The organism is Paraburkholderia sp. (genome assembly GCF_034668105.1).
GTDB lineage: Bacteria > Pseudomonadota > Gammaproteobacteria > Burkholderiales > Burkholderiaceae > Paraburkholderia.
This window is the reverse complement of sequence record NZ_JAXDPY010000239.1, coordinates 1-11,884: the sequence shown is the minus strand read 5'-3', so window position 1 is coordinate 11,884 and position 11,884 is coordinate 1. Positions and strand designations below refer to the sequence as shown.

Sequence of the window (11,884 nt, the reverse complement as noted above, 5' to 3'; positions counted from 1 at the left end):
ACCGCGCCCGGGAGCACCGGGGACGATCGAGGACTCCCAGGTAGACGCGCTCATTGCACGCACGCTTGAGTCCGTGCCCACGGGAGCGACCCACTGCAGCACGCGCACAATGGCCCGCCAGATGGGGCTGTCGCAGACGGCCGTGACGCGGATATGGCGTGCCTTCGGGCTTCAGCCACACCGGCAGGAGACCTTCAAGCTCTCCAGCGATCCATTGTTTGTGGACTAGGCGATATCGCGCACCGCGTTGGCCTGTATCTGGACCCGCCGCTCAAGGCCATGGTGTTGTGCGTGGACGAGAAGAGCCAGATCCAGGCGCTGGGCACGACTATATGCGCCACGGCACAACCACACTGTTCGCGGCGCTGGACATCTCCACGGGCGAAGTCATTGGCGAACTGCATCGACGTCATCGCAGCAGTGAATTCCTGCAGTTCCTGCGCACCATCGAGGCCAACGTGCCACCCCAGCTGGACGTGCATCTGGTGATGGACAACTACGGTACGCACAAGACCTCCTCGATCAATACCTGGCTGGCTCGCCATCCGCGTTTCCATGCGCATTTCACCCCGACCTGTGCTTCGTAAATTAACCAGGTCGAACGGAGCGACGCCTGGACGCGGCACACCAGCATACCCGGAACGGGCTCGTTGTCCGGGTGACGCTCGATGTCCGAGTAAATCCGGGTGCCAGGGATGCGACCAAGGAAGGCCACATGCGGATCCGCGGCGCGCCGTATGAGCAACAACATCGAAACGAGCACCGCCACAATGACGCCGTTCAGGATGCACAGCACCAGCACGGCGGCGAAAGCAACCATTGCTACGCAGAATTCGTAACGGCTTACCCGCCACAAGTGGCGCAGCTCGCGAATGTCGATCAATCCCTTGACGGCAACCAGCACAATGGCCGCAAGCACCACGTTGGGCAGGTTGCCCAGCAAACCAGTCAGGTACATCAGACACAGCCCGATCGTGATCGACCCGAAAACCAGCGCGAGCGGCGTTTTGGCACCGGCCTTGTCGTTCACCGAGGACTGTGACAGGCCGCCGGCAACCGGGTACGCCTGGAAGAGTCCCGCGGCCAGATTCGCCGCGCCCAGACCGAGCAGTTCCTGACGCGGATCAATCTCGTCACCGTGCGCCTGCGCCAGGGCACGCGCTGCGGAAACGCTTTCCACGTACGACAGCAACAGACAGGCGAACGCCATTGGAATCACGCCGTCCACATCGCGCACCCGCAGCCCCGGCAGGCGGAACTCAGGCAACCCTTGCGGCAACGCGCCGACGACCTTGAAGCCGAGCAGTATCGTCTCGCTGATGAAGTTGACGAGGGAACTCAGCGCAGCAGCCATGCCAGCACACACATGCCCCCCTACCAACAGCGCGGTTAGCGCCGCGATGGACGCCCAGCGGACCGTATCACCGCCTGCCATGTCCGCAACCGTGACCCCGACGAGCAACGAGATCGCGGAGGTGGGTCCAATTGCAAGCTGGCGCGACGAGCCAAACAGCGCGTAGAACAGCCCGCCTACCAGATAGCAGTAGATGCCGTACTGCGGCGGCAGCCCGGCGAGCGACGCGTAAGCGAGAGACACCGGAATACCGTAGGCAGCGAGCGTCACCCCGGCTATGGCGTCGTGCGCCAGCCACTGCGGACGATAGGCGGCCAGCCACTGTGCCGGGGGGGAACACCGCGCGCCACCCGCGCACGGAATCACCGCTTGTGACTTTACCGGTGTTGGAGGTACTTCGTTCACGGACTCGCCTCCTTTGTGACAGTCGATGCAACAAGGAAACCGCCGGTCGTGTGAGTGGTGCAGGACGCTACTCCTCAACGAGAGCCGCCAGCCGTCCGGCATGTACCGCCTTCACCAGCGCCGCGTGGTCACGCTCCGTCTGATCTGCATAGGCGAGCGAAAACGCGCCGATGGCCTCGTCAAAGGCATCGCCCTTGCCCAGATAGCCACTGATGGTCGTGGCATCCCCGCACTTGCCGCAAGCGAATGAATGCAGAAGAATCAACGTGGAAACAGGAACCAAACGAAACGAAACGGGCAAATCGCGGCAGCGAAGGCGGTCATCGCACGAACGTACCAAGGCCCGTGACGATTTGATGCGTGCCACGGTACTGAGCATGAACGCGAGTGTGAAAACGCAGCGATCAGTTGTGATGTACCCCTCGGCGCGCGGAGCGCCGCCAGAAATATGACGGCGTTACGAAGAGAAGGAGATGACTGTCACGGGTCCAGAGCGAAGCCGCTGATCCCATCACGCGCGGACGAAACCGTGGGTTCTCGATGAACCCATCACGGCCAGGGAAACCGCCGGTTCTCGGTGAACCCTTCCGCCGAGCACGCTGTGCGAGGCGGGAAGTATGATGGCCTTGTCACCAGGGTTGAATGTGCGAGAACACAGATTCCAGATGCACCACTACCGCGACTGTGCGAGGGACCCACTTATGAGCTGGCGGTGTGAGCCGCTTTCTTTGCTTAGCTTTCTTTGCGGCGGCAAAGAAAGTAAGTGCCGCCCCGCACAGGGGCAACACTAATAGACCAATATCAATTCAAGGAAAGGCCAAAAACCCAGATCAACGAAAGGGCCGACACCAATAGACGAATAAGAAATCAAGAAAACCCCAACGCCGTAGGCACACAGACACAACAAGCGCCGCGCCGGCAACCACTTCAAGAAAACCCCAACGCCGCAGGCAATACAACCAATCACCCCATTCCAACAAGCGGATGCTCCCCCCTCCCCCACGGCGAAGTCAAAAACCACCGAACTCTTTCTGGCCTAACTTCAGCAAGCGTCGCCGGCGCCCACCGACATCTCCGGTCCTTGTCGATCAACTGCGCCCTGACACCCTCGCAAAAATCGCCCTCCTCGATCACCCGCTTGACGATCCCCAACTCCATCCGGAAGCACTCGGCCAAACTCATCTCCCGCCCCCGCAACAACGCCTCGCGCGCAACATACAACATCGTGGGCGAATGACCAACCATCGCATCGTACGTAGCCTGCAGCCACTGCTTAACCTCGCGCGGCGGCTCACGCTCCAGATCATGACGCAACGTCGCCACAATCCGCTCGACACTCGAACGCCAGTCAAAATGCCTCAGGATCAACTGCGTAAAAGGCCCCAACGCAGCATGCGGAATCACATTGCACGGCGGCTCGAACACCCCGCGCAATGCAGCCATCAAGTCTCCCGCGTGCGACATGCGCTGCAGCCGCTCTTCGAAAGAGACAAGCCATTCGGCCGGCACGCACAAATCCGCCAGTTGCAGACGCAGCGCATCAGCGCCGGATAAGCTCACGCCGGTGAGCCCGACATACAGTTCAACCTCAGCCGGCATCACGCTCAGGAAACGCGTCGCGCCAACGTCCGGCAGAAAGCCGATCCGGGTCTCCGGCATCGCGATCTTGCTGCGTTCGGTGACGATGCGCAGCCGCGCCGCCTGACCGAGCCCCATGCCGCCACCCATCGAGATACCGTCGAGCAAGGCGACCACCGGCTTGGGAAACGTGTGCAACGCATAGTCGAGCCGGTATTCCTCGACAAAGAACGCCAGCCACCGGCTGTCGCCATTCTTCGCGAGCCGGTACACCTCGCGCACGTCGCCGCCGGCGCAAAAACCCTTGGTGCCCGCGCCTTTCAGCACAAGCGCAACGATGCCGTCATCGGTACGGCAATGGTCGACCAGCACGGCAAGTTCACGCACCATCGCATGCGATAGCGCATTGAGCACCGCCGGCCGGTTCAGCGTGATGATCGCCACCCGGTTGACGACGCGAAACAGAATCTCGCGCTCCGCTTCGACGCGGGTATCGAGCGCGACGCCTGGCAACGCGCTCATCGACGAATCTCCCGCGCAAGGTTCGCCGTTCAGACGCTCGACAGTCTGCTGTAACTGCAGCAAACCCTCCGGCGTAAACGCGTTCGCGGGCGGCCGCTTGAGCGTCAGCAGTGCGACAGTGCCGTCGTGCGCGTAGTCGAGTTCGATCATCACGCGCCTGCGTCCTTACCGTCCTGGCGATAGAGCCTGATCACCGCCGAGAAGTCCAGACGTCCCGCGCCCTTCGTGCTCATCGTCTGATATAGCTGCTGCGCGAGCGCGCCGAGATACACCGGTTGGCGCGCGGATTTCGCGGCGTCGGTGGCGAGGCCCAGGTCCTTGAGCATCAGATCCGTGCCGAAGCCGCCGGTATAGCCGCGCGTGGACGGCGCGGTTTCGATCACGCCGGGCATCGGGTTATACGTGTCCGAACTCCAGCAGCGACCCGTCGACGTATTGATGATGCCGCCCAACACTTTCGAGTCGATGCCGAGCGCCTCGCCCAGCGACATCGCCTCGGCCACGCCGGCCATCGTGATGCCGAGCACGAGGTTGTTGCAGATTTTTGCGACCTGGCCGGTGCCGGTGTCGCCGCAATGCACGATGTTCTTGCCCATCGACGCCAACACCGGCTTCACCTGCTCATAAGCCGCCGCGCTGCCGCCGACCATGAAAGTCAGCGTGCCCGCCGCCGCGCCGCCGGTGCCGCCCGAGACGGGCGCGTCGACGAAGGTATTGCCGTGCTGTGTGGCCAGTTCGGCGAACGCCTTCACGCTTGCCGGATCGATCGTGCTCGAATCGATGATCGTGACGCCTTTCGCAATGCCGGCGAACACGCCATCGTCCGCTGTCAGCACGCTGCGCACGTGCGCGGCAGCGGGCAGCATCGTCACGACACACTCGACGTCGGTCACTGCCGCTTTCGGCGAGGCCCCCGCTTTGGCGCCGGCGTCGACCAGCGCCCCTACCGCCTGCGCGTTGAGGTCGAATACATTGACCGCATGGCCCGCCTTGAGCAGGTTGAGCGCCATCGGCGCGCCCATGTTGCCGAGTCCGATAAAACCTATTTTCATAGCGCTTACTCCCATTTCACGCAAAGCAATCGACCTTGGTGATCAGCGCAAACTGATCGTCGTGTTGACGCCGTCGTTGACGGTGTCGTCGTCGAACCAGCGCGCAGTGACGGTTTTAGTCTGCGTATAGAACTGCACGACCTGCTTGCCATAGGGTCCGAGGTCGCCGAGTTTCGAGCCACGCGAGCCGGTAAAACTGAAGAACGGCACGGGCACCGGGATCGGAATGTTGATGCCGACCTGGCCGATATCGATCTCGCTCTGGAATTTGCGCGCCGCCGCGCCGCTCTGCGTGAACAGGCCCACGCCGTTACCGAACGGATTGCTGTTGACGAGCGCAATCGCGTCATCGAGCGTCGCGGCATTCAGCACCACCAGCACCGGGCCGAAGATTTCCTGGCGGTAGATTTCCATCCCGGTGGTGACATCGGTAAAGACCGTCGGGCCGATGAAGTTGCCTTGCTCATAGCCCGGCACCGTCACGCCGCGGCCGTCGAGCGCCAGCGTGGCGCCCTCTTTCACGCCCGTTTCGATCAGGCCGAGAATCCGTTGCTTCGCCGCGCGTGAGACCACCGGGCCAATGTCCGTATTCGGCTCGTTACCCGCGTTGACTTTCAGCGTCTTCGCCTTCGCAACCAGGTCGGGCAGCCATTGCTGCGCGGCACCCACCAGCACGACCACCGAGGTCGCCATGCAACGCTGTCCCGCCGCGCCGAAGCCGGCGCCGGCCAGCGCGTTCAAGGTCTGCTCACGATTCGCGTCGGGCAGCACGACCGCGTGATTCTTCGCGCCCATCATCGATTGCACGCGTTTGCCGTGTTCGCTGCCGAGGCGATAGACGTGCGTACCGACCGCCGTCGAGCCGACGAACGAAATCGCCTTCACCAGATCGTGCGTGCAGAGCGCGTCGACCACGTCCTTGCCGCCGTGCACGACGTTCAGCACGCCCTTCGGCACACCGGCTTCGAGCGCCAGTTCGACCAGTTGCATGGTCGACATCGGATCCTGCTCGGACGGCTTCAGCACGAACGTATTGCCGCAGACGATCGCCATCGGAAACATCCACAGCGGAATCATGGCGGGAAAATTGAACGGCGTGATGCCGGCGCAGACGCCGATCGGTTGACGCAACGTGTACGTGTCCACACCGCCAGCCACGTTTTCCGCGAATTCACCCTGCTGCAAGGTGCCGATCGAGCAAGCATGTTCGACCACTTCGAGCCCACGGAAGATGTCGCCTTCCGCGTCGGGAATCGTCTTGCCCTGCTCGGCGCTGAGGGTCTTCGCGATGCGCGGCGAATGCTCGCGAATCAGTGCCTGGAACTTCAGCATGATGCGCATGCGCGCGCCGATCGGCGTGTCCTTCCAGGTCTTGAACGCGGCGTGCGCGCAACGGATCGCTTCGTTCACTTCTTCCGCGGTGGCGAACGGTACGCGGGCCAGCACTTCCTGCGTGGCCGGATTGACGACGTCGCGCCATTCGGTGGTTTTGGACTCGACGAACTCGCCGTTGATCAGCAGTTTGACGGTGGCGGCATGGTTCGAAGCAATTGCGCTCATGCTGGGACTCCTGTGCAGTGGCCGCTCGGCGGCCGAACAGTGACGGGAAACAAAAATAATCAACGCAGGTCCGGGAAATCTTCTTCCCAATACTCGCCGGGCAGGCGCGCGGGCTCGGCCTCGCGCTCCATTTCGCGGCGCCTCAATTCGACGCGGCGAATCTTGCCGGAGATGGTTTTCGGCAACTCGCTGAATTGCAGGCGACGAATCCGCTTATACGGTGCCAGTTTTTCGCGCGAGAACGCGAACACCGCGCGAGCGAGTTCGGGGCTCGCTTCGTAACCCTGACGAACGGTGACGAACGCCTTGGGCACCGACAAACGCACCGCGTCGGCACTCGGCACCACGGCCGCTTCGCCAATCGCCTCGTGTTCGATCAACACGCTTTCGAGCTCGAACGGACTCAGCCGGTAATCGGACGATTTGAAAACGTCATCGGCGCGGCCGACGTAGACGTAGTAGCCGTCCTCACGGCGCATCGCAACGTCGGAGGTGCGGTAGAAACCGTTGCGCATGGCTTGCGCGGTGGCGTTGGGATTGTTCGCGTAGCCGGTCATCAAACCGAGCGGACGTTCGGCTAACGGCAGCGAAATTTCGCCTTCGGTGACGGGTTGATCGTCGGCATCGAGGAGTTCAATTTTATAGCCCGGCAGCGGACGGCCCATCGAGCCCGGCACCACCGGTTGCCCCGGCGGGTTGCCGATCTGGCAGGTCGTTTCGGTCTGGCCGAAACCGTCGCGAATCGTGATACCCCACGCGTGTTTGACGCGTTCGATGATCTCGGGATTCAACGGCTCGCCCGCGCCGACGATCTCGCGCAGCTTCACCGGATAGTCGGTGAGGTGCTCCTGCACCAGCATGCGCCAGACGGTCGGCGGTGCGCATAGCGTGGTGACGTTGAAACGCACCAGGACGTCGAGCGTCTGTTTCGGCACGAAGCGCGGAAAGTTGAAAACGAACACGCAGGCCTGCGCATTCCACGGCGCGTAGAAGCAGCTCCACGCGTGCTTGGCCCAGCCCGGCGAACTGATGTTCCAGTGGATGTCGTTCGGCTGCAGGCCGATCCAGTACATCGTGGATAGATGGCCGACCGGATAGCTCTGGTGCGTATGCTCGACCAGCTTCGGCCTGGACGTCGTGCCCGACGTGAAATACAGCAGCAGCGGATCGGTGGAGTGCGTCACGCCCTCGGGCGTGAATTGGGGCGATGCGTCATAGGCCGCGGCAAGGTCGATCCAGCCGTCGCGCGGCGCGCCGACGCAGATGCGGGTGAGCGGCACGTCGAGTGCATCGAACTTGGCCAGCTCCGCGCTATCCACAACCACGAACGTCGCGCCGCCAATCTGCACGCGGTCGCGCACGTCGTCGGCGGAAAGCTGGGTGGTGGCGGGCAGCACGATCGCGCCGAGCTTCATGGCCGCGAGCATCACGTCCCAGAGTTCGACGCGGTTCGGCAGCATCAGCAGCACTTTGTCGCCGCGCGCCACGCCGACACCGCGCAGGAAGTTCGCCATGCGCGCCGAGCGCTCCGACATCTGCGCGTACGAGAGGCGCAAGCCGTCGCTGGCCGGATCGTCGACGATCCACAGCGCGGGGTTGTCGTTGTTTCGCGCGATCACGTCGAAGTAGTCGAGCGCCCAGTTGAACTCACCCGGCGCCGGCCACGCGAATTCGCGGTACGCGCGCTCGTAGTCGGTTCGATGGCGCAATAACAGATCGCGCGCATCCAGAAAGCCTTTCGCTGCAGTCATTGTCGTCTCCTGTCGATCGGAGTTGGCGTGTCGACCAGAGTTGGTGCTTTAGCACTTACTCTGGTCCCATAGCGCTTACTCCGATCCCATGCAAAGCTGTTGGCGCGGTATGCGCTCTGTTTTTTGCCTCTGCTTTTTACTACCAGCAAGCTATTCTGCACTCAAACGCCACCCAACCTGCATTTAAACGTGGCGTGCAATAACCATCCGCTGCACTTCACTGGTTCCTTCGTAAATCTGGGTGATGCGGGCGTCGCGATAGTGGCGTTCCACCGCGTAGTCCTCGAGATAACCATAGCCGCCGTGAATCTGGATCGCGTTCGAGCAGATTTCCTCGGCCACCTCCGACGCAAACAGCTTGGCCTGCGAAGCCTCCGACAAACATGGCCTGCCCGCCGTGCGCAGCCGCGCCGCGTGATGCACCAGCAGACGCGCGGCGTTCAGGCGGGTCGCCATGTCGGCGAGCATGTTGGCGATGGTCTGGTGATCCTTCAGCGCCTTGCCGAATTGAACGCGCTCGTTCGCATAGAGGCGCGCGGCGTCGAATGCGGCGCGCGCGATGCCCACCGCCTGCGCCGCGATACCGATGCGGCCACCCTCGAGATTCGACAACGCGATCCGCAGACCTTCGCCCGGTTCGCCGAGCAGATTGACCTCGGGCACCGCGCAATCGTCGAGCGAGATCGGGCAGGTGTCCGAGGCGCGAATGCCAAGTTTGTGCTCGGGTTTGCCGACGTTGAAGCCCGGCGTATCGGTCGGCACGATGAAGGCCGACAGGCCGCGCTTGCCACGGTCAGGATCGGTGACGGCAAACACGATCGCGATATGGGCGCGCGCGCCGTTGGTCACGAACTGCTTGTTGCCGTTGAGAATCCATTTGCCGTCGCGCAGCACCGCGCGAGTGCGCAAATTGTTCGCCTCGGAGCCGGCTTGCGGCTCGGTCAGGCAGAACGCGCCGATGCGGCGGCCCGTGGCGAGGTCTTGCAGATAGCGGTCTTTTTGCGCGTCGGTGCCGAAGTTCAGGATCGGGCCGCAGCCGACCGAGTTGTGCACGCTCATCAGCGTGGCGCAGGCGGCGCAGCCCGCGGCGATCTCTTCCAGCGCGAGCGCGTAGGCCACGTAGTCGGTATAGGAGCCGCCCCACTCGGACGGCACGATCATGCCGAGAAAGCCGAGCTCGCCCATTTGCGCGACGACTTGCGCCGGCAGCTTCGCGTCGCGATCCCACTGCCCGGCGTTCGGCGCGAGGCGTTCGGTCGCGAAGTCGCGGGCGGCGTCGCGGATCATCCGTTGTTCGTCGGTGTAGAAGCTGTCCATGGGCTCGGTCCTGTCAGGTGCTGCGAGTCGCGGTGGCGAGGTGCATACGCATCGACTCGCGGTGGCGTGGTCTTATCGTCCGCGCCTCGTTGAGGGGACTTAGTCGACGTCGCTGCGACCTTGCCACGACGTCGCCGTGGGCTCGCCATCTGTCTCCGGGCGATGCTGCCCGCAATCGGTTCGCACCCAGTGTAGGGAAGCTGCCGGCCAGGTTCGATGCTCAGCCCGATCAATCTGGTTGAGCGCATTTGCCATGGAGGTATCATACAAACCCGGTTCGGCCCGCATTTTCAGGGCTTAGCGGATCGTCACAAGGAAAATGTTGAGCGCGTTTGCCAGCCCGCCACGAAGAATATGAAGAATCTCAAGAACGATAAAGGCACGATTTCCGTCAGTCTGGTCGAGGAGACCCTCGCGCTGGCACGTGCGCGCGGCTTCGATGCGCTGCCGCTTGCCGAAGCCGCCGGCATTGCCGGGCCGCTGCTGGCGTCGCCGAAGAGCCGGGTGTCGTCGGCGCAGTACGGCGCGCTGTGGGCCGGCATCGCCCGCGCGCTGGACGACGAGTTCTTCGGCCAGGACTCGCATCGCATGAAGAGCGGCAGCTTCATCGCGATGACCCAAACGGCGCTGACCGCGCGCAACGGCGCGCAGGCGCTCGCACGTGCGGTCCGCTTCATGCGCCTGGTGCTGGACGATCTCAGCGCGCAAATTGAAACGACTGACGGGCGCGTACGCCTCGGATTCGTGGAACGCGAAGGCAGCCGGCCGCCCGCGATGTTCGCCTATGCGACCTACTTCATCCTTGTCTATGGCCTGTTGTGCTGGCTGGTCGGACGGCGCATTCCGTTGCTCGAGGCGCGCTTTCGCTGCGCCGAGCCGCCTGCCGCGCATGAATACCGTCTGATGTTCTGCGACGACATGACCTTCGATCAGGCCGAATCGTATGTCGACCTGTCGCCGGCATTTCTCGAATTGCCGGTGATCCAGACCACCAGGTCGGTCAAGCCGTTCCTGCGCGATGCGCCCGGCAGCTTCATCGTCAAATACCGCAACCCCGGCTCGCTCGCCGCGCGCGTGCGCAAGATGCTGCGCGCGCTGCCGATGGCCGGCTGGCCCGCCGCCGATCAGATGGCGGAGCGCCTGCACGTCGCCGAGGCCACCATGCGACGTCGTCTGAAGCAGGAAGGCTATACGTATCAGTCGATCAAGGACGACTTGCGGCGCGATATCGCGATCGGAGAATTGCAGGACACCGATCGCACCATCGCCGACATCGCCTCCGCCGTGGGTTTCGCCGAGCCGAGCGCGTTTCATCGCGCGTTTCGCAAGTGGACCGGCATGCGGCCGACCGATTACCGGCCGGCGCGTGCGGATTTCACGCGTCGCCCGGAATCGGACTAAGCTGTAAGGAGCAGGCCAGCCTAGGTGGGGTATCGGCCCGCGCCGGCCGATATCCATCGGCGTAGCGCGGCAGCCGTCAGCGATGAGCACGTATCCGCGTCTCCCGTTCCGGCAGTCTGGTCCGCGCCTTGCGCTTATCCGTGGCACAGTCGTGGGCCGGTTGATGCGCGGCATGACCGCGTTCGGCGTACTTTTGGCGCTCGGGTTCGCATTGTGCGAAACCGCGCCGCCTGGTTGGGTCGCCGAGGCTGCTCAGGCCGCCGTCGCGCCGAATAGCGTGGTCGTCATTCCGGTGAACGGCGCGATCGGTCCGGCGAGTGCCGATTTCATCGTACGCAGCCTGCAACGCGCCGCCGAAGAACGCGCGCAACTCGCCGTGCTGCAACTCGATACGCCCGGCGGGCTCGATACGTCGATGCGGCAGATCATCAAGGCGATTCTCGGCTCGGCTGTGCCGGTCGCGACCTTCATCGCCCCGAGCGGTGCGCGTGCGGCGAGCGCCGGCACTTATATCGTCTACGCGAGCCATATCGCGGCGATGGCGCCGGGCACAAACCTCGGCGCGGCGACGCCCATCCAGATGGGAATTGGCGGTGCGGAGCCGCCTGCGGGCGGCGGCATGCCCGGATTGCCCGGCACGGGAACTGGCACTGGCACTGGAACGGGAAGCGGCGCGCAAAAGAGCGGGTCTGGAGCGGCGGCGAACTCTGCGAACTCAGCCAGTTCTGCGAACTCTGCGAACTCTGCGAACTCGTCCGATTCTGCCAGCTCAGCCAGCTCAGCCAGCGCCACCCCCGCCCTGCCACTCGACACCCAGTCCACCGAGCTGCGCAAGCAGGTCCACGACGCGGCCGCCTACATCCGCGGCCTCGCGCAAATGCGCAAACGCAACGCCGACTGGGCCGAACGCGCGGTACGCGAAGCCGTCAGCCTGTCGGCGAGCG

At 63.5% G+C, this 11,884-nt stretch carries 8 protein-coding genes and 2 pseudogenes; 3 read left to right on the top strand and 7 right to left on the bottom strand.

Annotated elements, in window-relative coordinates:
- A pseudogene (locus QOC89_RS11175) lies at positions 1-584 on the top strand (IS630 family transposase); the annotation flags it as partial.
- On the opposite strand, the gene QOC89_RS11170 reads toward QOC89_RS11175, so the two are convergent.
- The 7 genes from QOC89_RS11170 to QOC89_RS11140 all read right to left on the bottom strand — a co-directional run bounded on the left by QOC89_RS11170 (position 497) and on the right by QOC89_RS11140 (position 9,539).
- The gene (locus tag QOC89_RS11170; RefSeq protein ID WP_416340390.1) at positions 497-1,861 is read right to left on the bottom strand and encodes a SulP family inorganic anion transporter; all 1,365 of its coding nucleotides are present in this window, start codon (positions 1,859-1,861) and stop codon (positions 497-499) included. The pseudogene QOC89_RS11175 and the gene QOC89_RS11170 overlap by 88 nt on opposite strands.
- Positions 1,827-2,126 (bottom strand): DUF2252 family protein, encoded by a 300-nt coding sequence (locus QOC89_RS11165; RefSeq protein WP_323045068.1) that lies wholly within the window; start codon positions 2,124-2,126, stop codon positions 1,827-1,829. Before QOC89_RS11165 ends, QOC89_RS11170 begins: the two co-directional genes overlap by 35 nt.
- A gap of 596 nt (positions 2,127-2,722) precedes the next feature.
- Complete coding sequence (locus QOC89_RS11160; RefSeq protein WP_323045069.1) at positions 2,723-3,859, bottom strand: enoyl-CoA hydratase/isomerase family protein; 1,137 nt, start codon at positions 3,857-3,859, stop codon at positions 2,723-2,725.
- Between the two features lie 149 nt (positions 3,860-4,008).
- Positions 4,009-4,911, bottom strand: a complete 903-nt coding sequence (mmsB, locus tag QOC89_RS11155) for a 3-hydroxyisobutyrate dehydrogenase (protein WP_323045067.1) — start codon at positions 4,909-4,911, stop codon at positions 4,009-4,011.
- Between the two features lie 42 nt (positions 4,912-4,953).
- A complete protein-coding gene (locus QOC89_RS11150) occupies positions 4,954-6,471 on the bottom strand; it encodes a CoA-acylating methylmalonate-semialdehyde dehydrogenase (RefSeq protein ID WP_323045066.1) in 1,518 nt (505 codons plus the stop codon).
- Between the two features lie 59 nt (positions 6,472-6,530).
- Positions 6,531-8,222, bottom strand: a complete 1,692-nt coding sequence (locus QOC89_RS11145; protein ID WP_323045065.1) for an AMP-binding protein — start codon at positions 8,220-8,222, stop codon at positions 6,531-6,533.
- Between the two features lie 183 nt (positions 8,223-8,405).
- Positions 8,406-9,539: an acyl-CoA dehydrogenase gene (locus QOC89_RS11140; RefSeq protein ID WP_323045064.1), complete on the bottom strand. Its 1,134-nt coding sequence runs from the start codon at positions 9,537-9,539 to the stop codon at positions 8,406-8,408.
- A gap of 354 nt (positions 9,540-9,893) precedes the next feature.
- Here QOC89_RS11140 and QOC89_RS11135 point away from each other — a divergent pair, with 354 nt between their 5' ends.
- A complete protein-coding gene (locus tag QOC89_RS11135; protein WP_323045063.1) occupies positions 9,894-10,940 on the top strand; it encodes an AraC family transcriptional regulator in 1,047 nt (348 codons plus the stop codon).
- Positions 10,941-11,022: 82 nt separating this feature from the next.
- Positions 11,023-11,884 (top strand): annotated as a pseudogene (locus tag QOC89_RS11130) (nodulation protein NfeD); the annotation flags it as partial.

What these genes read in the sequence shown, in the direction of transcription:
- QOC89_RS11170 (WP_416340390.1), bottom strand. Translation starts at nt 1,861, where the DNA reads ATGCCGGACGGCTGGCGGCTCTCGTTGAGGAGTAGCGTCCTGCACCAC.
- QOC89_RS11160 (WP_323045069.1), bottom strand. Translation starts at nt 3,859, where the DNA reads ATGAGCGCGTTGCCAGGCGTCGCGCTCGATACCCGCGTCGAAGCGGAG.
- mmsB (WP_323045067.1), bottom strand. Translation starts at nt 4,911, where the DNA reads ATGAAAATAGGTTTTATCGGACTCGGCAACATGGGCGCGCCGATGGCG.
- QOC89_RS11150 (WP_323045066.1), bottom strand. Translation starts at nt 6,471, where the DNA reads ATGAGCGCAATTGCTTCGAACCATGCCGCCACCGTCAAACTGCTGATC.
- QOC89_RS11145 (WP_323045065.1), bottom strand. Translation starts at nt 8,222, where the DNA reads ATGACTGCAGCGAAAGGCTTTCTGGATGCGCGCGATCTGTTATTGCGC.
- QOC89_RS11140 (WP_323045064.1), bottom strand. Translation starts at nt 9,539, where the DNA reads ATGGACAGCTTCTACACCGACGAACAACGGATGATCCGCGACGCCGCC.
- QOC89_RS11135 (WP_323045063.1), top strand. Translation starts at nt 9,894, where the DNA reads ATGAAGAATCTCAAGAACGATAAAGGCACGATTTCCGTCAGTCTGGTC.